Genomic DNA, 21,041 nt, shown 5'->3' on the forward strand with positions numbered 1-21,041 from the left:
TGTTATTCCCCTAATCCAAGAATACTTTGTATCTCGATTTTAAGTTGGTTGGCGTATCCACCATAAATTGATTGCATTTGCATCCCACTTTTAGTGAATCCCATGGCATTAAGCTGATTAACAATTCTATCTTTTTCTACTAAATCTTCGTCTTTAACATTTATCCGTAAACGTGTGATACAAGCATCTACTGCAGAAATATTTCCCTCACCACCATGTGCTGCAATCAATGCGAGCGCATGCTCGTGGATTGGTGGCATATTATTTTTTTGATCCCGATCTTTTTGTGTTTTAACACCAAGTTTAGCTCTGACTTCATCTTTACCGTGTAAAGCAACAGTTTCATCATCGTCTTCGCGACCTGGTGTTTTGAAATTAAATTTTTTGATGACAAAACTAAAGACAAGGAAGTACATGATAAAGCAAGGAACACCAAGAATAAATAACCACCACCAATGTGTCTTAGCCCCTTGTAGCACACCATAAATCAAGAAGTTAATTAAGCCGTGTCCAGTTGGGGTTAAAAAGGCAGCCCCAACCATATTTGTAACGACCATTGTTGTCCCGACCAAGAGAGCATGTACCCCATAAAGCGCTGGTGCAACGAACAAGAATGTGAATTCAAGTGGTTCTGTAATACCCGTTAGGAAAGAAGTTAGAGCAGCCGCTAACAGTAAAGAGCCAACCATTTTTTTCTTCTCAGGTTTAGCAGTCATGTACATTGCTAATGCTGCCCCTGGTAAACCAAACATATTATAGACAAATTTTCCGCTAGAAAATCTTGTAATCATTGGGTCAATCGGTAATTTGCTTTGAAGCGCTGCCATATAGGCATTGATTGTTCCTGCATATTGATGACCATCGATTGTAAAAATGCCACCTAATTCTGTTGTCCGGACTGGCCAGTTCAAGCCATGATGCAAACCAAATGGTAGTAACAGACGTTCAATAACACCGTAGGCAAAAGTACCAAAATAGCCCGATTTTAGAATGGCGAATGACAGCGCTGTAATACCAACTTGAACATAAGGCCAAATAAAGAAGAAACCAAGCGCAACAAGTGCCATTGCTGGAATTGTCAAAATCGGTACCAAACGTGGGCCACTAAAGAAACCAAATACTTGTGGGACTTGCATCTTGATGGCTTTTTTATGGACTAAATAAACCACGATACCCGTTATAATACCACCGAATACATTCAGGTCCATTGTCTGGATGCCCAAAACACTCGTCTGCATATGCAAACTCATCAGTTGATCCGCATTTTTAGCGCTCTTATCAACTAATTGACCACTTACTGAGAGCAAATAATGTAGTGTGTTATGCAAAACTAAAAATCCCAATAAACCAGAAAGTGCAGCCGAACCCTTTTCTTGTTTGGCTAAACCAACAACCACACCAACAGCGAAAATAACTGGTAAGTTATCAAAAGCAACTGAGCCAATCATGGTGATAAACCCCATGATAATCTGTAAAGTTTGATTTGCCATCCAAGGATGCATTTCAATTGTGCTGGCATTTGTAAACGCTGAGCCGATGCCTTTCAAAATACCTGCTGCCGGTAGTACGGACACAGGGAGTAAAAAACTTCGACCAAATGTTTCAAACACATTAACTAAACCGCTTCTTTTTTTCATGGTAAGAATCTCCTTATTTTTATTGAGTTTTCTAGAATACCCATTGGGTTTATACTCTAATTATATTAGATTTCAAACATTAATCAATGGGTTTTCTGCCATTAGTAAAATACTACTCAGTTACGTAGCAAGCCAATGAAAATTAGTAAACACAATGGTTTTCTAGAAGACCTCTTTGGTTTATGCTATAATTATATTAGATTTAAATGATTAACCCATGACTTTTCTGCCATTAGTCAAATACTACTCAGTTATGTAGCAGCCTAATTAAAATGCGTTATAAGAAGGAGTTCCCATGGCAATTACTGTTTTATCTCAAATTAAGAATAATTATCATCGCTTATCTGAAGCTGAACAACAAGTCATTAACTATTGTTTAAATACAAAGATGATTGATTTAAAGCTACGACTCATCGAACAAGAAGTACATGTCTCAGCGCCAACTATTATGCGCGCCATCAATAAAATCGGTTATACGAGCTTCACCATTTTTAAACATGAATTAGCGCTTGCTGATTCTTCGGCAAATGACTATGCACCGTATGAAAGTGTTGAAGAAATTATTTTGAATATCCAAAATGACACGCAAAAAACAACGACGAATATTAATCCTAATGAATTAAATGAAATCGTCAAAAATATCCTTTCAGCTCATCGTTGTTTTATTATCGGTGTTGGTAGTTCTTCAGGAATTGCAAAAGCTTTTTCTAAAAAAATTCAGCAAAGTGGTATTTGGTCTAATGCTTTTACTGAGCATTCTCCTATTTCCAATATTCCGTTTATTGCAAATGAGAACGATTATATTTTAATTTTCTCGCTCGGTGGTCATGAAGATTACGTCACAGAAGCCATTTTTTCCAGCGCAATTAAAAATGTGAAAAGTGGTCTAATCAGCGGCAATTCTGATAGTGAACTTTTCCAGATATGCGACAATAACCTCATGGTTTCTCAAAGCACCCCTAAAAGAAAACGTCTGCGCTCCAGATTACAACTTGAGGTCATTGCGGATATTCTTTTTGAAACAATGTTACTGAAAATCAATACACGCTATCGTTTGGGATAAACTGACTGCTTCTATAAGTCATGATTAAAAAGCGTCAAAAAATATGACGACTATTTTTCAATATTGTGATACAAAAAAAAACGCCCTGCAGCGTTTTTTATTTTAGTTTATTTCTTCAAATGATAAGAATAGCTAGACACGACCACATTATCACGCCAGCTGAGATAGTAACGCATGCGGACGGACATTTGATTGTGGAGGATATTTTGCCAAGAATGTTTCGGGACAAACTGTGGCACGATAACTGTCACCGTATGATTTTTCTTCTCCGCTGATTTCGAGACTAAATCGACATAGCGGACTACTGGCTTGACGATATCACGATAGCTTGATTCCACAATCGAAAAGCGGACGTTTGGATATAAGGTCTTAAACTCTGCTTCGACTTCCTTATCTTTCTGATAAGTTTCCTTAGTTGACACGTGAACCGCTAGAACCTCAGAGCCGATGGATTGGGCATAGCTCATGGCACCGACTGCCACATTGGTCACATTGCCGACAAGAACAATGACAATATTACCTGAATACACATGATCAACGACCTTATCTTCAAGCCGCAGTTGATGCGCAACCACTGTATAATGGTGCTTGATGGCGTAGAAAATTCCGATTAATATCGGCATGACGATAAAGAAAGGCCAGATGTCAGCTAAACGGAAAACGAGCAAAATCAGAACAATAATCGCTGAAATCGCAGCACCAATCATATTTGACAGGGCATGACGCCAGAATTTATTGCCCATTTCTCGGCGCCACTTAACGACCATCCCAGTTTGCGAAAGGGCAAAGGGCACGAAAACACCGATAGAATACAGCGGAATCAAACGCTCAGTCGATCCGTTAAAAATCATAAGTAAAACCACAGCACCCGCCGCCAGACTGATGATACCGTTCGAATAGCCTAATCTATCGCCTTTTTCCATGTACATGTGTGGCATATATTTATTTTTAGCTAGGTTATAACTGAGCATCGGAAAGGCTGAGAACCCTGTATTGGCGGCAACGGCTAAAATCATCGCAGTTGAGAACTGGAAGATATAATAGAAAATACGGCCAACCCCATTGACATCAAAAATCGCATGCGCAACTTGTGATAGCACTGTAGAATGGGCATTGGGCACCACACCAAGATAGTAGTTGAGGAAAGTAATCCCTGTAAAGAATAGTCCCAAAATCATCGCCATCAAAGCCAAAGTTCCCGCCGCATTACGCGCCTTAGGTTTCTTGAAAAATGGGACAGCGTTCGAAATCGCCTCAACACCTGTCAGACTGGCTGAACCGCTAGAAAAGGCTTTGAGTAAGAGAATAATCGAAATCCCTGGCACAGCTGCTCCGATATGACTGGTCGCATGGTAAGCCAAGTCGCCTGTCACCACTCTAAACAAGCCAACGATGAGTAGCAAGATAGTCGCTGTCACAAAGGTATAGACTGGCACTAATAAGAAACCAGCCGACTCACGAAGACCACGGAGGTTCATTAGCATCAATAATAAGACCAAAATAATCGAAATCAGCAGATTATAGGGGTGCAGAGATGGGAGTGCAGAGGTAATCGCATCAGCACCCGCTGAAACTGAAACTGCTACCGTCAGCATATAGTCGACCAAGAGACTACCGCCCGCAATCAAGCCAGCATTAGCCCCCAAGTTTTCCGTCGACACGACATAGGCCCCGCCGCCCTGTGGGTAGGCGTGGATAATCTGCCGATAACTCAGCGTCAGGGCAACCAGCAAGACAAGCACTAGCGCCGCAATCGGCAAACTATACCAGATAGCTGCCGCTGACAGGGTCAAAAGCACCGTAACGATTTGCTCCGTCCCATAGGCAATCGATGATAGGGCATCGCTAGATAACATCGCTAAGGCTTGGAATTTTGTGAGAAGATGACTGTCATCATCCGTTGATTTTAAAGGCTTGCCAACCAAAATCTGCTTCACATTTAATTTTTTCAAAATCACTCCGTTTAAGTCTGTCCTATATTTTAAAAGCTGTGCTAAAACTTAGCCGCTACCTGATTTCGATAGCTTATTTCTAACTTAAATTTGCTGCTTTTAATCACATTAACTCATCTCACCATTATAACACCAAAGGCAATGAAATCAAAGTACTTTACTGTTTTTTTATTAAAAAACACCGCCATTTTTGCGGTGTCAATTTGCATGTTTAGCTTGATAAAATTTAGCCAATAATTGTTCAAAACGTTCTTGAACGAAGGCTTGATCTTTTTTTGTTTCTGGCTTGAAAAACTGGATGGGACTTGCGACCATATCGCGATAAAGCAAGAAAGTCACAGCTTTGGTCTCAGCATCCATCCGAAATTTGATCGCCGGATGACTATCAAAAGTGCCACAATAACCAGCGACAGAAAATTCTAGCTCATAGCTACCATCACCAAAGTCCTGCACCCGATAATAGCCATCCTCGAGATATTCTCTGCTCTCACTAAAATTTGCTAGGATAAAATCAAGTTGCGTCATCTGATTATTTAGTTCCGAACAAACGGTCTCCTGCATCGCCCAAACCTGGAACGATGTAGCCATGGTCATTTAATTTTTCATCCAAGGCTGCCGTGAAGACATCAACATCTGGATGCGCTGCTTGTAAGGCTTTAACCCCTTCTGGTGCAGCAACGAGACAGACAAATTTGATATTGGCAGCGCCTGCGCCACGTTTTTTAAGTGAGTCAATCGCCAAAATCGCAGAACCACCTGTCGCTAACATCGGGTCAACGACAAAAATTTGGCGTTGGTCAATGTCTTCAGGTAGTTTAACCAAGTATTCCACTGGTTGCAAGGTTTCTTCATCACGGTACATGCCGATGTGTCCCACTTTTGCTGCAGGGACTAACGATAAAATCCCGTCAACCATCCCGATACCTGCACGCAAAATCGGTACGATGGCTAATTTTTTACCTGATAATGTTTTTTGAATTGTCTTCGTGATTGGTGTTTCAATTTCAACATCTTCCAGTGGCAATTCACGTGAAATTTCATAGCCTAAAAGCATGGCAATTTCATTCACAAGTTCACGGAAATCTTTTGTCCCCGTTGAGGTTTGACGTAAAATAGTGAGTTTATGCTGAATCAGCGGATGTGTTACGACCTGAAATTTTCCCATTATTATAAACCAACTTTCTGATATTTTCTTTCCTAAACATTATATCAAAAAAATTGGGCATTTACCATGGTACTGATAGATTTTCTGAGCTTCGTTTCAAACGCAACACCCCTTTTGAAGCAACCGGCAACAATAAACTTTCAAAAATAGTTGACTACTTGAGGGAAAGTAAATTGTCAGACAAGTCCAGACAAAAAACTTCTCGTTGACTTAACAGCGAGAAGTTTTAAGGTCGTTCAATTTCAAATCACTTAGCGTTTGTCTACTTTGAATTTGTTCAACCATGTCATTAATGTGACGAAAAGCAATGAAATCCCTACTAACATCACTGAGAGATCCGTCCCATCTCCCGTATTGGGTAGCGTTGGGGTATTTTGATTGGTTTTACCAGTTTGTGGTAAAACATCATCGGTATTTTTAGTATAGACGTAAATGACCGTTTGATCCTTATCCGTAAGTTTCCCTATCGGTTGACCTGTCACTTCTTTAAAAGTATAACCGTTGATTGCTTGTTTATAAGCATTAGTTGAGACATCATAGGCATCACCAACATGACCTGAAACAGTTTTAGCAGTTGCGATTTCCTTACCGTCAACATTTTGGTATTTAACCGTTAAATCTTTGGCTTTGACTGGATTTTTAGCGTACACATAAGTCACGATTTGTGCCTTATCTGTCAAGACTCCCGTCGTTTGACCGTGGACTTCCTGGAGGGTATGCCCCTCGATGTCTAGTTTATGTGCATCAGTTGAGACGTCATATGGGTCGCCGATATTACCTGAAACGGTTTTGAAATCTGCGATTTTGTTCCCCGCTGTGTCATGATACCGAACTGTTAAAAGTTCAGCTTTAACAGGGTTTTTGGTATAGACAAAAGTCACGGTTTGAGCTTGATTAGAAAGGGTGCCTGTCGTTTGACCTTGGATTTCCTTGAAAGTGTAACCAAGAATGGTTTGTTTATAGGCATTACCCGTGATATCATAAGTGTCACCGACGTTCCCTGAGATGGTTTGAGCCGTTGCGATTTTCTTGCCATCGGTGTCGATGTACTCAAGCGTTAAATCTTTAGCCTTGTCTGGCGCCTTCGTATAGACAAAAATCACGGTTTGGGCTTGATTTGTGAGCGTTCCTATGGCTTGACCTTGGACTTCCTTAAAGATATAACCGGGAATATCTAGTTTATAGGCAGCTGTTGTGACATCATAGGCGTCACCGATGTTTCCAGAGAGGGTTTGGGGCGTCGCAATCTCATGCCCATCAGTATCTTGATACTTAACCGTTAAATCAGAGGCCTCATAACCAAAAGTAACAGCAAAACAAACATTGACATAAGCGCCTAAAGTTTTTTTAGCGTTTCCAAAATGAATTTGAGTAAATGGTCCAGTAGGATAATTGATATCTTCAGAAGGCGTCACAAAGGTTTGTCCAGCTAATTCAGCATAATCAATATCAGGACTATAAGATGAATCAAGTGTGAATTTAATACCGTTATCTTGAACTGCTCCTTCATACACCAGTTGTTTATTCTCACCATATCTTATTCTAACTTCTGGGATATATTCAATATCGGAAACATTTGATAATTTGACATCACTGAAACTCAGAAAGAAACTGGTATAATTTTTGTCATTCAGAGAAAAGCTATGGGTCGTCGAATAAACATTATGCGGATCTATCCCTACATAATAATAATCATCAAACTTTGAAAAATCAATGCCATCTGGAAAAACTAGGGCTAAATTTTTATAAGCCCAAAACGATGTTATTGCCTTGAGTTCAGGTGACAACAACCCATTAATCGACTCAAACGAGCAGTCAGCTGTCCCACTTAGATAGAAAGTGATATTTGAAGCATACTCTAATCCTGTAAAATCTTTGATTTCTGGTAGCAGTTCTTCAGTCATCGTGTCAGCATCTGAAATAACGATATTACCGTTAGCCAATAATTCTTTTGTTATCTCATCAACTTGACTTAATCCTAACATATTCTCGATTATTTTTTGAAGATTTTTATCCGGCATCCAACTGTTAATGTCGCTAGCATTGCGTAACTGACCACCAAATGTTGGTTTAATCAGCTCATTTAATGTCGGCTTTAAGGTATTGCCTAATGCATCTGCCGACGCAGCTATCGGATTGATTTGACTTGCGACCAGTAGCAAAAGCAAACTTGTACTTAACCGTTTTTTCCTCATAATACTCCCCTCCTCTTTCTTTAAACAACAACATCTATATTACCTTATATCTTAATTTTACAATAAAAAAAACAAAAAAACAAGGAGTTTTCTAATTTCATTTTATCAAAATAAAAAAATTCAAAAGATAGTCTCTCTTGAATTTTTATAGGTATCGTTGCGTTTAAGATTGGCTTGATTGCTGGATTTATTGAGGCAGGACTGCAGCAATCCGTTCGACTGCTAACTTAACGTGGTCAAGTGGGGCTGCGACATTAAAGCGAGCATGATGTGTCCCCTCAACGCCAAAATTTGTGCCGTCATTCAAGATGACTTTGGCTTGGTCGCGCAAGCATTTCTGCAAGGCGTCATGGGACAGACCATAAGCACTGAAATCAAGCCAGACCAGATAACTGCCTTCTGGTTTCATGACTTTAATCTTGGGTGCATGCTCAGCAAAATAAGCAATGAGATAGTCAATATTTTCTGCCAGCACTTGCCTGAGTTCCTGCAGCCATGGCTGACCGTAGGTTAGCGCAGTTTCTGTGGCGATGAGACCTAGGGTCGAAATTTCATGCTGATTGTTAGCTAACTGGCGGTCTCTAAATTGCTTTTTGAGGGTCGGATTTTCGATGATGGCAAAAGAATTTTTGGTGCCAGCGATATTAAAGGTTTTCGTGGCGCTAGTTAAGATGACGGTAAAATCGCGGTAATCGCCAACGGTATTGATGCTATGGTGCTGATGCCCAAAGAGGGTCAAATCTTGATGAATTTCATCTGAGACGAGGATAACCTGGTGCTTGCGACAGAGTTCTGCCACGCGCTTCAACTCTTCCTTAGTCCAAACACGACCACCAGGATTATGCGGGCTACAAAAGGCGTAGAGTTTGATGTCGTTGTCGATAATCGCTTGTTCCAACTGTTCAAAGTCAATAGTAAAGCGACCGTCCTGTTCAACGAGAGGACTTGTCACGACCTTGCGATTGTTGAGTTGAATCGAGCGCGTAAAAGGCGGATAGAGCGGGGTGTTAATCAAAATCGCATCGCCTTCCTGAGTGAAAGCTTGTATACTAACGGATAAGGCTGGCACGACACCTTCAATCAAAGTGATGTCATCTTTCTCAATCGCATAGCCGTGCTGATTTTTCTCCCAAGCAATAATCGCCTCAAAAAGCGAGGGTGCAGGATAGGCATAGCCGTAAACACCAAAATCTGCAAACCTATGGATGGCAGCAGTCATCTCAGGAAAAGTCTCAAAGTCCATATCGGCAATCCACATCGGCAAAATCTCTGAATCTTTTTCTGTTGCCTGCCATTTAATAGAGTGGTTCCCTAATCGTTTTGGAGCTGTTGTAAAATTATAGTTTCTTGTCATTATTTATTGTCATACTTTCAAGGCGTTAGCCAAATCAGCAATCAAATCTGTCGCATCTTCGATGCCAATAGATAAGCGCAGTAAATCGTCTGTCAGACCATAACTCGCTCGGACTGCTGCTGGAATATCTGCATGGGTTTGTGTCGTCGGATAAGTAATCAGGGATTCCACCCCACCGAGACTTTCAGCAAAAGTGAAAACTTTGAGCGCATTAATCAAGGCTGGGATTTTAGCTTGGTCAGAGACTTTAAAAGCAATCATGCCTCCAAGGCCTGTATAGAGGACTTCTTTGACCGCCTCGTGCTGTCTTAGAAATTCAGCGACTTGATTGGCATTCATCGTCGCCTGACGCATCCGCAAGGCAAGTGTTTTCAGACCGCGCATAACCAGATAACTATCAAAGGGAGACAGTACAGGGCCAGTCGTGTTGAGATTGTAAATCAACTGCTCATACAAAGCCTGATCTTTAACAATCACCGCACCCGCCAAGACATCATTATGGCCTGCCAGGTATTTGGTTGCTGAATGAACAACGATATCCGCACCCAGCACTAATGGTTGCTGATAAATCGGCGTATAAAAAGTATTGTCGACAATCACTTTGGCACCATTTTCATGTGCTTTTTCAGCGACCTTGGCAATGTCGACTTCAATCATGAGCGGGTTAGTCGGGGTTTCGATGTAGACGATAGCCGTCTCTGGCGTGATGGCAGCCAACATATCGGCTTCTGTCACCACATAAGTGAAGTCGAAAATCCCCCGTTTTTGCTGGTCATTAAACCAACGAAAAGAACCGCCGTATAAATCACGTGACGCGACGATTTTCGAACCGACAGGGAAGATTTCTAGCGCAAGTACGATCGCTGCCATGCCTGAACTCGTCGCAATGGCAAACTGCCCCGCTTCAATCGCTGCCAAGGCTTCTTCTAAATTCGCCCGCGTTGGGTTTTTCGTTCGCGTATAGTCAAATCCTGTCGACTTACCAAACTCAGGGTGCTGGTAGGTCGTCGAAAAATGAATGGGCGAAATCAAAGACCCAGTCGCTTCGTCCCGATTGATCCCAATATGAGATAAAATCGTATCCAGTTTTGGTGTCTGCTGTTCAGCTTGCTTGGTCATTCTTCACCTCATTTTATTTAATAGTTGCTATTATTTTAGCACGTTTGAAATATAAAAAACGACTTATAGCCATAAAATTTTTAAATGACTAACATTCAAATTTTAAATGACTAGCTCAGCAACTTCTCCAAAGCTGATTGGTCCAATGGTTGGCACTGATTGAAAAACGTCGCTAAAGTTTCAAAGACCAGCTGATTTTTACCCAGCACATCATTTTCGACCTGCAAGACAAGCAAGGGTTCATGAAGGCTCATGCGCAGCAAGAACCAGCCCTGACCATAAGTACCCGTCAGATTAACCCGAATGCCCTCTTCATTATCCGTGTCAGTGTCAAAATCCGCTGTTGCTGTCACAAATGCGCCGAGCGCCGAAATCACCTGCTCACCGTAAGACCGATAATCGGCCAAGTTGATTTTAAAGCGAATTTCCTGAGTGTCGATGGGCTGTTGCAAGTCTGAAATCAGGTCACTCAGTTGCCGATTGTCAGCCTTTAATTGCGGCAAGAGCATCAAAATTTTGGCAATGACATAAGCACCGTCGTCAAGAAAATCATTTTCCCTGAAGGCAGCGTGCCCACTTGTTTCGATGGCAAGCGGCGTGTCAATCCCTGCTTGATTGAGCTGGATAGCCTTGTTGATGACATTGCGGTAGCCACATAAATAGCGGACCTGCTTGCCACCAAGTTGCGTGATGAAATTTTTCAGATGCGTTGAGGTCGGTGAATTGGTAACAATGGTCGCGCCTGGTGTCTGCTCCAAAACTATTTTGGCTAAGATGGCAATCAGATTATTGCGATTTAAGGTGTTGCCAAATTGATCAACGACAGCGCTACGATCAACGTCTGTGTCAAAAATCACACCGAGATCCGCCTGATGAGTTAGCACCGCTTGACGGATACTGGCCATAGCCTCGGGATTATCAGGATTAGGGATATGATTGGGAAAATGACCGTCAGGCTCTAAGAATTGACTGCCTGAGGTATTCGCTCCCAGCACTGACAAAACTTTTTCAGCAAAATAGCCCCCTGTACCATTGCCCGCATCCACAATGATATGATAGCCTGTCAGTGGTTTAGGATTTGCGAGACCAGTTCCTGCGATAATCTGATTAACGAGATCTTGCGCATAAGGCGTGAGCAAATCTTTTTCTGAGACATGCCCCAAATTTTTCTGAGTATTTTTGTCCGTGTGCGTCAAAATATAATGAATATCGTCATGCTCAGCACCGCCATCACGACTGAAAATTTTAATACCATTAAAGTAAAAAGGCAAGTGGCTGGCTGTCAGCATGACCGCGGCATCGCAATCAAAATCAGGAAATTGGGTTGCCTTGAACATGGCTGGCGTCGTTGATAGCGCCGTATCAATGACATGCGCACCCTGCGAAGTAATCCCTGCTATCAAGGCCGTTTTGAGCGCATCGCCTGATAGGCGACTATCTTGACCCACGGCAACTGTTAGCTTTTCTTGTTCAAGTTGGCTGCCCAATTGTTTTTCAGCAACCAGCCAATTCACGAGACCGCGACCAACTGCTTGAGCAACTTCTGGTGTTAAAGTGACGGCGTCTTCAGGTGTCGCAATCGCAATGCCCCGAATGTCCGAACCGTTTTGTAAGTCTGTGATGTGCATTTTTTCTCCCATTTTGTCGATAAAAGATTAAGGTAATTGTCTAGATAGCTCTATATTGCCTATCAATCAAAAGATAACTCTATTATATCAAACCTTTCTTGGAAACGATTCCATATTTTAAACTAAAAGACAAAAACGTTATGATTTTTTCATAACGTTTTCTCTAATTTTAATTAATTTCAATCGTATAAGCAGCTTTGAATTTTTTACCTGGTGCTAAGGTATTAATCCCAAACTTAGTCGTTAAATCGCCATCTGTATTTTGGTCATCTGCGATACCGCACCATGGTTCAATACACACAAAAGGTGCTTCAGCAGGATAGGGGCTCCACAGACCAAGAAAAGGCATATTTTCCCAAGCAATTTTGACTGAGCGGTCATTGACTGTGTTCGTCAAGCTCACTTCTGTTGCTTCTGGTGTTTCAAAAACAAGGGCATCATCCTTGAAAAGCTCACGCGTCAAGGCAAATTCAGTCTGGTCAACCGCATGTTTTTGTGATAAATTAAGCACACCTGTTGCTGGATTGAGCGGGATGTATTGACGAGCCTGTGCTGGACTAATCGTCAAGCGATAATCTTCAAACGTGCCACTTTCAAGTGGGACATTAAAAGCAGGATGGGCACCGATACCAAAATACATATCTTGTTCATCGAGGTTTTTCACTTCCCACTTTACAGTCAGTTGATTATTGACTAATTTGTAGGTAATCCGAAGACGAAAATCAAAAGGATAGACAGCACGTGTTTCCTTGTTGGCTTTCAGTTCAAAAATGGCTTCATTGGCTTCACTTTCCAGCAATTTAAAGACCTGATCGCGGGCAAAACCATGACCACCGAGTTTGAAAGTTTCATTGTCATAGGTATAGCTACCATTTTTCAATTTGCCAACAATTGGAAACAATATGGGTGCTTGACGTGCCCAAAATTCAGGGTCTCCTTGCCAAAGATACTCTATATTGTCTTTTTGGATTGAGTGCAATTCAGCCCCAAAATCTTGAATGGCGATGCTTAATACATCATTTGAAAGTTTTGTCGTTGTCATCCTGACTCCTTTTTTCTTTTACTCGATCAGCTTAGGGATCTGTTGACGCCATTCAACCGTTCTAAAGATAGGCACTTTTATCGTCATTAACGGCCTTTTGAGCGATTAAATTCGTCTTCTCTTATTATACCATGTTTATAATTATCATATGACTTGTAAAATGTGCTTTTATAGTATATAATAAATAACTAACGAAAGGTGAAATGACATGGCTAGAAATAAGACAATTTTTAAAGAAAATATTTTACGTGCTGCTGAGCAGTTTATCATTGAGAAAAGTCCTAGTGAATTGACTGCTCGCGGGCTATCTAAATATATGAATATCTCAACACAACCACTTTATGCTGAATTCGAGAATATGGCAGCACTCAAACGCGAGCTTTTTTCTCAGATTTACTACAAGCTTCAAAACGAAGTTTTTAATAAAAAAACACACGATGACCCAATTATCAACCTCTGCCTCAACTATATTAATTTTTCTTGCGAAAATCCAAAATTGTTCAGAACTATTTATTTGGAAAAACATGGCGATGATAATCATTCTGTCAACGAGTTCTCTTATAATATTTTCCGAACAATTATTCAAGATGATCCGACTTACTCCAAATTGTCAGAGGCAAAGCTTAACTCCCTCTTGACTGGTACATGGGTTGTCTCAACCGGCTTCGCAAATCTCATCGCGAGTGATACCATTCACCCTAGCCAATTTGAAATCATTTCATTTTTAAAGGATGCGATCAATGATGTCCTCAAGATGGAAATTGCTAAATCTTAACTAAACAGTCTACACTAAAAAACTTCAAATCTGAGATTTGAAGTTTTTTTGCTGTCTGATTTAGTTGGATTGCCAGTCGGGTTTATAAAAATTCCGATTGTCCAATGGAAAAATACGTGGTGTCATCTCACCTGGTACAATCTGGTTGAGCGCTGTCTGCATCATCATCATGCTGGCATCCAGCATATCGATTTGATGGATGACTTCTGCTTCCATGATTTGTGGTCTAACAGGGCTACCGTATTCTTGAAGCCCATGATGCGCCAGGAGGACATGGCGCAAAATGGTCACATCTTCTTTATCGTTATCAATGTCCAGCTCGCGGATAGCTTCTGAAACCTCTTCATCGATTAAAACGATATGACCAATCAAATTCCCTTTTAAGGTATAGGTCGTGTTTTCAGCACCTGAAAACTCAATAACTTTCGCCATATCATGGAGCAAAATCCCTGCCAACATCAAACTTTCATTTAATGTCGGATAAACTTCACAAATTTTTTCAGCCAGTTGTGCCATGGTAGCTGTATGAAAACTCAGACCACCCTCGAAGGCATGATGATTGGTTTTAGCAGCTGGATACTCGAAAAATGCTTTATCATATTTTTTAAAAATATGCCGCACAATCCGATTCCAAGTCGCATTTTCAATCTTAAAAATGGTTCTGGAGATATACTCCCGTAATTCTTGTTCATTAACCGGTGATTTTGGCTTAAAATCTTTGGGATTATTGGGTTCTGTATTTTCTGGTAGGCGTAAAAAGATTTTATTGACTTGCGGTGAGCCTTGATAGAGCTCTTTCACCGCACGCATATAAACAACTTTACCTTTCGTAAAAGTTTCAACCATGTGATCATCAGCATCCCAAAGGTTGCCACCAATCTGACCCGTTCTATCTTGGAAAATCATGGCCAAAAATGGCTTGCCTGCCCGTGTCTGACGCAAATCAGCCTGTTTAATCAGATACAAGCCTTCAAAAGCATCGCCAACCTGTAAATCTTTTAGCTGTGTCATAGTCTAATCGTTCCTTTCGTTTCAGGCACCAAAGTCTGATCACTCGTTAATAAAATGACTTGTCGTTCTTTGGCGATTTCAGCAAGCATATTTGAAAAATTAAGGCGACGTTTTTGGTCAAATCTTAAGAAGTTATCATCTAAGAAAATCGGAAAATCTAAGCTTTTAGACTGGATAAAGGCGAGACGCAGCGCTAATTGGAGCTGGTCCCGTGTCCCCGTTGACAAATCAATCAGGCGTAAACTTTGATCCTGCGCATTTTTCACCCATAAGATGTCCTTATCCAGATAAATTTCTTGCCAGGTCTGATTAGTTAAAGTAGCCAACATCCCACTGGCACGATTTAAAATATCGGGCAATGTTTCAGAAGATAAATCTGCCATGACTTGCTCAGTCAAGGTGATTTCTGTTGTTTTAGTTGCAAAATCAACCAGATAATCACGGAGTGCTTCTTTTTTCCGTGCTAATTTAGCTGCGAGTGTTGCTAATGTCGTATCTGTTTTTTGTTGATTAATCATAGCAGTATTTTTAGAATGCGTATCAATTAGACGATTTAATTCAGCTGTTTTTTGAATTTTTTCAGATGTTTTTTGATTCAATAACTGTTGCTCTGCATTGCCATTGAAAGGTTTTGAAATATCAATAATACCAGATAACTGTTCTTTCAGACGCGTCAAGCGGACCAAATCACGGGATTGTTGCGCCCATTGTTCTAACAGTTTCGGTGCTGTATCAATATCCGGTATCTCTGCAAAAATCGCTTCATCTAATTTTTGTAACCCCCTCAACTTGGCTGTATCTGCGACTTGGTCATAACGGCTCAAGGTCACATGTAACACCTGTGCCTCTTCATCAAGCTGTGTCAAATCAGCAACTTTGCCGACAACATCTTGACTTTCAGACGGGAGCCAATCTTTGAAATAAGCCAATTTGTCATCAAAATGTGACAGAATCACTTGATTTTCAGCTAATTTTTCACTGTCATGACGACCTGTTTTAACTTGCCAGAAAGCTAAGCCTGCACCGATTGCCAAAAAGACGAGGGCGAGGAGGGGACTAAAAATAAAGCTAATCCCCATAAAGATAAGGCTGATGATTGCTAAAAGCAGATAAATTTTTGTAAATTTCAGCTCATCAATGCGTTGCTCTGCAGCGATTGCTTGTGGATAATCCCCTTTTAAGCGTTTTAATAAATCTGTTGTTTTAGGTTCTTGCAGGAATTGATTTTTCGGTGTCGCTAATTTTTCCAAAGCCATCGCATTTTCAGCGATTTTTTGCGTTAAGCTACTGATTTCTTGACTGTATTTTTCATGTAGAGCATGCTTACGACGTAAATTTTCGGCTTCATCAGCAGATAAAATATTGGTTAAATCTTGCTTTTCTAGTTGGGCATATTCTTGATATTCCGCCAAAAAACTAAGGCGATGCCTGATTTGATTAATCTCAGCATCCAGGTTTTCTTGCGCCTCACGCCGGGTAATAATCTCATCATGAAGTCGATCGTTTTCAGTCATCAAGGGTAATAAAGCCTGTTCTTCAGTCGTTTTTTCCTGAATGGCAACTTGGACTGTAGCAATGTCAGCCAGAACTTGATTGAGCGGCTTTTTAGTTGCGCGTGTTGTCGTAAAAATCTCATCTCGGGCTTTAGATAGTGTTTGAATTTGATCAAACAGTGCGACTGAACCTGTCGTTGCAGACATCCGCCATTCGTCATCTAAGCGTTCAGCATTATAATCTCTGACCGTTGAGATTTGCAGATTTTCTTGGGTGACAGAATAAATTTCAGAAAAAGTCTTGACTGTAATCGGTCTAATAAAATCACGCCATGATGATTCATCTAGCATCGTCACGCGAGTGCCATCATCAATTTCACAAACAAAACTTGGTCGCCCACTCCGTAAGATTTTCAGACGTTCAATGCGAATTGACTTCCCGGCATGGGTCAGAAAAATCTGGCCGCCATAAGTTTTGAAATTCAAGGGGTTGAACTCTTGATTTGAAGTGGTGGCATTTTCAAAGCCAAACAACATGTATTTGATAAAGGCTAAGATTGTCGATTTGCCCGCTTCATTTTCACCTAGAAAAGTCGTGAAATCTTCTAAATCATAGGTCTGATTGACAAGTTTGCCAAACCCTTCGATTCTGAGTTGCTTAATTTTCATCTAAAGTGCCTCCAAACTCAAAGTGTTGACTGGCAAATAAAGCCAAATTTTCCTGAACTTCATCTTGAAAATCAGCATCTTCAAAGACGGCGCGAATTTCTTGTTTATGGGGTAAGAGACTATAGACTTGTTCCAAATCAAGGGCTGGCAATCTCAAATCAGGCACGACAATCTTTGTCAGCTCATCTGTTTCAGATGAAAGTGGCATCAATTTCAGCTTGACAATCACATGACTTTGCCGCAATTCTTCTAGCAATTCATCATTGTCAACTGCTTCTTGGAGATGATCCGCAATCGTTTCGTAATTTTCAAGATTTAAACTGTAAAAAGTCGCCGTATCTACCAAGTTTGACTTGATAAAAGTCAGGGCTTGAACCAATGTCTGGCAGGCTGACAAATCAATGGATAATGTTTCAAAATGCACTTCTGCCAAATCACGGAAGTAAATCAAATTCCCTGTGGGTGTCATTTCGCCAAGAACGACTAAATTCGTCGTTTCCTTTTTATTTCGACCTTGCGGCGTTCCGGGATAAATCACATTATCAGCGACTTGATTAGCGAGATGAATATGCCCCAAAGCCCAATAATGATAGTCTTTAGCGAGCATATCTGTTAGAGTAGCTGGTGCAAAAGATTGACCCGAAAACTCGCCGTGAAAAAGCCCAATGTGATAATCACAGCTACCATCTTTTTCTGGATAGTCCTCGACTTTATTGACAGATAGATGGGGGTGCTGATAGGAAAAGCCTGACACCGCAAGCCTTTCGCCTGTTTTCAAGGTCAATTTTTGCGTGGTGACAGTCTCTGACTTAAAGACAGTCACATGTTCAGGAAAATCAATCCAATAGACGGATTCTCGATAATAATCATGGTTACCAAAAATAATGACCGCCTGAATACCGTAGGGCTGCAGACGTGTCAACTGCTCGATAAAATAATTCTGAATCTTGATACTAGGCTGTGATTGATGGAAATTATCCCCAGCAAAAAGCACCACTTCGACTGCTTCAGAAATGGCTAAATCAATAATTTTTTCCAATATCCGATAGGGTTGAAAAGGGGTTTCCTGTACTAAGCCTTCAAATTCCCGATCTAAATGTAAATCTGCTGTGTGTATAAATTTCATAATTGACTTTCTATTGGGCACCTCTAGGTAAGCTCGTATCCTCTTTTAACGATACGTTTTTAAATCAATTTTGCTCGCAGTTTTTCGATATTTTCTTCAACATTGCCATTGAAAACGAAAGAACCTGCGACAAATACATCTGCACCCGCCTCGCGACAGGCAACAATCGTCTGATCATCGACGCCACCGTCGACTTCAATCTCAAAGTCTAATCCTTGAAACTCACGAATATCGACTAATTCTCTGACTTTTTCGAGACATTCCGGCAGGAATTTTTGACCGCCAAAACCAGGATTAACGGTCATGACTAAGACCATGTCAACAAGGCTCAACACGTGTTTAATCGCTGAAATATCTGTTCCCGGATTGATAGCAATGGCAGCTCGCATACCAGCAGCCTTGATTTTCTGGAGCGCGCCATGACTATGATGGGTCGCTTCGACATGAATCGTCAGACTATCAGCACCTGCTTGGGCAAAACTGTCCACATATTTTTCTGGATTTTCTACCATGAGGTGACAATCCAACAGACACTTGGTCTCAGGTCGAATCGCTTTAACAACATCTGCGCCAAAAGTAATCGTCTCTACAAAATGACCGTCCATAATATCGATATGGAGATAATCAGCGCCCGCGACTTCAAGTCGCTTAGCATCACGCGCAAAATGACCAAAATCTGCTGCTAAAATTGAAGGTGCAAGTTTCATTTTTTCACCACTTTCTTATAGGTTTCTCGTTTGCCTTGTATTTCTGCTAGAAATAGCAAGTAATTATCGTATCGCGATTGTAAAATGTCGCCCGCTTCAACCGCAGGTTTGACCTGACAGTTAGGTTCATGGGTATGCGTACACTCGCGGAATTTACAGCCAAAAGATTGACGTAAAATTTCTGGAAATGCCGCATTTAAATCTGGCTGGTTGCTAATCTCATAGTCCAAGGATGAAAAGCCTGGCGTATCTGCGATGAGACCGTCATGTACCTCAAACAACTCTACATGACGCGTCGTATGGCGACCACGACCGAGTTTGTCAGAGATTTCTTGGGTCGCCAGTAACATTTCTGGTGCGATTTTATTGAGCAAGGTTGATTTTCCAACGCCTGTTTGCCCCATGAAAACCGTGACCTTGCTCGAAAATTCTGGGAGAATTTTTTCCCAGTCATTCATGAAAAATTTGTAGCCTATTTTTTCATAATCTGCTTGCGTTTTTTCAAACGTTGCCAAATCTGCCACTAAGTCTAATTTAGACAGGTAAATCAGGGGTTCTATGCCTTTATTGGTCAATAAAACCAAAAAGCGATCCAATAAATTCAGGGAAAAAGTTGGTTCAACGGCAGAAATCACGACCACAGCCTGATCAATATTGGCAATCGGTGGTCTGACTAGGCTATTTTCACGCGCTTTTAGCGCGAGGACATAACCTTCTGAATTAGCCTCGGCAGAAAACTCTGCAAAGTCGCCAACAATCGGCTTTGTCCCTTTCTGACGAAAATTCCCTCTCGCCCGGGTTTGATAGACCAGACCGTCCTCCTCGTCTTGAATATAATAAAAGCCACTCAATGATTTTAATATTCTGCCAAATTTTATCATATCTCGATTATACCATATTCCATGGGGCGACAGTAGCCATAACTATCATCATCTGATATAAAAACTTGATTTTAACTACGACTTTCAAAACAGCAAAAAACCGCAAATCGCTTGCGGTTAGCCTAAAACTTTAATGGTTACGGTGCGTCGCCCCCAATTAATGGCTGCCTTGGTCGTTTTGAAGTGCAAATCGACCTTATAGCCTTTGATGGCACCGCCAGTGTCGCCAGCAATTGCAATCCCATAACCGGGTACCTCCACCATTGACCCCAGCGGAATGACACTCGGATCAACCGCTACACACATGGGATTCACCCAGAGATCAATGCCGGTCGCTGTGATGTGCCCCGGCGTCATGCCGTCCGCGCCATCTGATGAGTAGCCCGTCGTCGATACCGTCATACTCTTGCCTGATGGTGTGTTTGGCGCAATGGGCGCTGGACTGTTATCACCAGTGTTACCCGTATCAGCGGGAGCGTTTGGTTGCCCTGCACCAGCAGATTGACTTGGCTTAGGTTCAGCAATCTCCTTAGCCTTTTCACGCGCCGTTTCATCAGCCTGTCGCTTTTCTTCCGCAGCTTTCGAGCTAGACAAATCAGCCATCTGCGCTTGATTATCTGCCATCTGCGTCCGAAGAGTGTCTAATTTCGTTTCTAATTGGTCATATTCCGTTTCGTAAGCTTTGGCATTTTCTTTCAGTTGCGTTTGTTGACTTTCCAAGTCAGATTTCAGCTTAGTTGAGGCTGTTTTCAAGTCATTCAATTTCTCAACTTTTTCATTTTGCATCTTGCGATACGTGGTCAAACTCACCACGCGCGTAATCATATCTGAAAAATTCCCTGACGCCATAATCGTCTCAATGAAACTCGATGACACATTTTCAGTTTGCGCCTGACGCATCTGGCTTGCCATAACCGCTTCCCGTGCCTTGATTTCATCATCTGTTTTGGCGATTTGACTGGTCAAGTCAGCGATTTTGCTTTCCCCATCGGCGACAGCTTGCTTACTAGCATAGGCCTTTTGGTAGACTAGATTGACAGCCGTCAAAGACGCTTCTAAATCTGCTTGAATGCCGCTTGCCTTACTCTGGGCTGCCTTGATTTCGGCATCATAAGTCGAGGTTTTATCATTGGCAAACACCCTGCCGATTGATGGTGTCAAAAGTATCAGACACAGCGTCAGTCCTAATAATCGTTTTCTCATATCCTGATATTTTATCATAAA

At 41.4% G+C, this 21,041-nt stretch carries 17 protein-coding genes; 2 read left to right on the top strand and 15 right to left on the bottom strand.

What is annotated here, in order from left to right; genetic code table 11:
* Window positions 1-2 precede the first annotated feature (2 nt).
* A complete protein-coding gene (locus RsY01_RS06610) occupies window positions 3-1,637 on the bottom strand; it encodes a PTS transporter subunit EIIC (RefSeq protein ID WP_094784773.1) in 1,635 nt (544 codons plus the stop codon).
* 295 nt (window positions 1,638-1,932) lie between these two features.
* Between RsY01_RS06610 and RsY01_RS06615 the strand changes: the two genes are divergently transcribed.
* Window positions 1,933-2,700: a MurR/RpiR family transcriptional regulator gene (locus RsY01_RS06615; protein ID WP_094784774.1), complete on the top strand. Its 768-nt coding sequence runs from the start codon at window positions 1,933-1,935 to the stop codon at window positions 2,698-2,700.
* A gap of 107 nt (window positions 2,701-2,807) precedes the next feature.
* On the opposite strand, the gene RsY01_RS06620 is transcribed toward RsY01_RS06615, so the two are convergent.
* From RsY01_RS06620 to RsY01_RS06655, 8 genes are all read right to left on the bottom strand, one after another.
* Window positions 2,808-4,652, bottom strand: a complete 1,845-nt coding sequence (locus RsY01_RS06620) for an APC family permease (protein WP_094784775.1) — start codon at window positions 4,650-4,652, stop codon at window positions 2,808-2,810.
* 198 nt (window positions 4,653-4,850) lie between these two features.
* Window positions 4,851-5,177, bottom strand: coding sequence for a hypothetical protein (locus RsY01_RS06625; protein ID WP_094784776.1), 327 nt, complete (start codon window positions 5,175-5,177; stop codon window positions 4,851-4,853).
* 4 nt (window positions 5,178-5,181) lie between these two features.
* Entirely contained in the window at window positions 5,182-5,817 is a 636-nt protein-coding gene (gene upp, locus RsY01_RS06630) for a uracil phosphoribosyltransferase (protein ID WP_094784777.1), read from the bottom strand.
* A 251-nt stretch (window positions 5,818-6,068) separates the two neighbouring features.
* On the bottom strand, window positions 6,069-8,012 hold the full coding sequence (locus RsY01_RS06635; protein ID WP_094784778.1) for a MucBP domain-containing protein: 1,944 nt from the start codon (window positions 8,010-8,012) through the stop codon (window positions 6,069-6,071).
* 187 nt (window positions 8,013-8,199) lie between these two features.
* Window positions 8,200-9,366 (bottom strand): MalY/PatB family protein, encoded by a 1,167-nt coding sequence (locus RsY01_RS06640; protein WP_094784779.1) that lies wholly within the window; start codon window positions 9,364-9,366, stop codon window positions 8,200-8,202.
* Between the two features lie 9 nt (window positions 9,367-9,375).
* Window positions 9,376-10,485, bottom strand: a complete 1,110-nt coding sequence (locus tag RsY01_RS06645) for a cystathionine gamma-synthase (RefSeq protein WP_094784780.1) — start codon at window positions 10,483-10,485, stop codon at window positions 9,376-9,378.
* A 110-nt stretch (window positions 10,486-10,595) separates the two neighbouring features.
* Complete coding sequence (locus tag RsY01_RS06650) at window positions 10,596-12,113, bottom strand: phosphohexomutase domain-containing protein (RefSeq protein ID WP_094784781.1); 1,518 nt, start codon at window positions 12,111-12,113, stop codon at window positions 10,596-10,598.
* A gap of 169 nt (window positions 12,114-12,282) precedes the next feature.
* Window positions 12,283-13,155 carry an aldose 1-epimerase family protein gene (locus RsY01_RS06655; RefSeq protein ID WP_094784782.1) on the bottom strand — a complete coding sequence of 291 codons (873 nt, stop codon included), beginning with the start codon at window positions 13,153-13,155 and terminating at the stop codon, window positions 12,283-12,285.
* Between the two features lie 208 nt (window positions 13,156-13,363).
* Between RsY01_RS06655 and RsY01_RS06660 the strand changes: the two genes are divergently transcribed.
* Window positions 13,364-13,930 carry a TetR/AcrR family transcriptional regulator gene (locus tag RsY01_RS06660; RefSeq protein ID WP_094784783.1) on the top strand — a complete coding sequence of 189 codons (567 nt, stop codon included), beginning with the start codon at window positions 13,364-13,366 and terminating at the stop codon, window positions 13,928-13,930.
* A gap of 60 nt (window positions 13,931-13,990) precedes the next feature.
* Here the strand turns inward: RsY01_RS06660 and RsY01_RS06665 are convergent, their stop codons facing one another.
* The 6 genes from RsY01_RS06665 to RsY01_RS06690 all read right to left on the bottom strand — a co-directional run bounded on the left by RsY01_RS06665 (window position 13,991) and on the right by RsY01_RS06690 (window position 21,038).
* Complete coding sequence (locus tag RsY01_RS06665) at window positions 13,991-14,941, bottom strand: 3'-5' exoribonuclease YhaM family protein (RefSeq protein ID WP_094784784.1); 951 nt, start codon at window positions 14,939-14,941, stop codon at window positions 13,991-13,993.
* Window positions 14,938-17,103, bottom strand: a complete 2,166-nt coding sequence (locus tag RsY01_RS06670) for an ATP-binding protein (protein WP_094784785.1) — start codon at window positions 17,101-17,103, stop codon at window positions 14,938-14,940. The genes RsY01_RS06665 and RsY01_RS06670 overlap by 4 nt, the downstream gene beginning before the upstream one ends.
* On the bottom strand, window positions 17,093-18,229 hold the full coding sequence (locus RsY01_RS06675; protein WP_094784786.1) for a metallophosphoesterase family protein: 1,137 nt from the start codon (window positions 18,227-18,229) through the stop codon (window positions 17,093-17,095). The genes RsY01_RS06670 and RsY01_RS06675 overlap by 11 nt, the downstream gene beginning before the upstream one ends.
* A 59-nt stretch (window positions 18,230-18,288) precedes the next feature.
* Window positions 18,289-18,936, bottom strand: coding sequence for a ribulose-phosphate 3-epimerase (gene rpe, locus RsY01_RS06680; protein ID WP_094784787.1), 648 nt, complete (start codon window positions 18,934-18,936; stop codon window positions 18,289-18,291).
* Window positions 18,933-19,817 carry a ribosome small subunit-dependent GTPase A gene (gene rsgA / locus RsY01_RS06685; protein WP_094784788.1) on the bottom strand — a complete coding sequence of 295 codons (885 nt, stop codon included), beginning with the start codon at window positions 19,815-19,817 and terminating at the stop codon, window positions 18,933-18,935. Before rsgA ends, rpe begins: the two co-directional genes overlap by 4 nt.
* 117 nt (window positions 19,818-19,934) lie before the next feature.
* Window positions 19,935-21,038, bottom strand: coding sequence for a 3D domain-containing protein (locus RsY01_RS06690; RefSeq protein WP_094784789.1), 1,104 nt, complete (start codon window positions 21,036-21,038; stop codon window positions 19,935-19,937).
* Between the last annotated feature and the right edge of the window lie 3 nt (window positions 21,039-21,041).

Origin of the sequence: Pseudolactococcus reticulitermitis (assembly GCF_002260845.1) — a bacterium.
GTDB lineage: Bacteria > Bacillota > Bacilli > Lactobacillales > Streptococcaceae > Pseudolactococcus > Pseudolactococcus reticulitermitis.

Coding starts and splice junctions, on each gene's coding strand:
- RsY01_RS06690 (WP_094784789.1), bottom strand. CDS start 21,038: ATGATAAAATATCAGGATATGAGAAAACGATTATTAGGACTGACGCTG.
- RsY01_RS06625 (WP_094784776.1), bottom strand. CDS start 5,177: ATGACGCAACTTGATTTTATCCTAGCAAATTTTAGTGAGAGCAGAGAA.
- upp (WP_094784777.1), bottom strand. CDS start 5,817: ATGGGAAAATTTCAGGTCGTAACACATCCGCTGATTCAGCATAAACTC.
- RsY01_RS06635 (WP_094784778.1), bottom strand. CDS start 8,012: ATGAGGAAAAAACGGTTAAGTACAAGTTTGCTTTTGCTACTGGTCGCA.
- RsY01_RS06660 (WP_094784783.1), top strand. CDS start 13,364: ATGGCTAGAAATAAGACAATTTTTAAAGAAAATATTTTACGTGCTGCT.
- RsY01_RS06640 (WP_094784779.1), bottom strand. CDS start 9,366: ATGACAAGAAACTATAATTTTACAACAGCTCCAAAACGATTAGGGAAC.
- RsY01_RS06670 (WP_094784785.1), bottom strand. CDS start 17,103: ATGAAAATTAAGCAACTCAGAATCGAAGGGTTTGGCAAACTTGTCAAT.
- RsY01_RS06650 (WP_094784781.1), bottom strand. CDS start 12,113: ATGCACATCACAGACTTACAAAACGGTTCGGACATTCGGGGCATTGCG.
- RsY01_RS06665 (WP_094784784.1), bottom strand. CDS start 14,941: ATGACACAGCTAAAAGATTTACAGGTTGGCGATGCTTTTGAAGGCTTG.
- RsY01_RS06615 (WP_094784774.1), top strand. CDS start 1,933: ATGGCAATTACTGTTTTATCTCAAATTAAGAATAATTATCATCGCTTA.
- RsY01_RS06675 (WP_094784786.1), bottom strand. CDS start 18,229: ATGAAATTTATACACACAGCAGATTTACATTTAGATCGGGAATTTGAA.
- RsY01_RS06610 (WP_094784773.1), bottom strand. CDS start 1,637: ATGAAAAAAAGAAGCGGTTTAGTTAATGTGTTTGAAACATTTGGTCGA.
- RsY01_RS06655 (WP_094784782.1), bottom strand. CDS start 13,155: ATGACAACGACAAAACTTTCAAATGATGTATTAAGCATCGCCATTCAA.
- rsgA (WP_094784788.1), bottom strand. CDS start 19,817: ATGATAAAATTTGGCAGAATATTAAAATCATTGAGTGGCTTTTATTAT.
- RsY01_RS06645 (WP_094784780.1), bottom strand. CDS start 10,485: ATGACCAAGCAAGCTGAACAGCAGACACCAAAACTGGATACGATTTTA.
- rpe (WP_094784787.1), bottom strand. CDS start 18,936: ATGAAACTTGCACCTTCAATTTTAGCAGCAGATTTTGGTCATTTTGCG.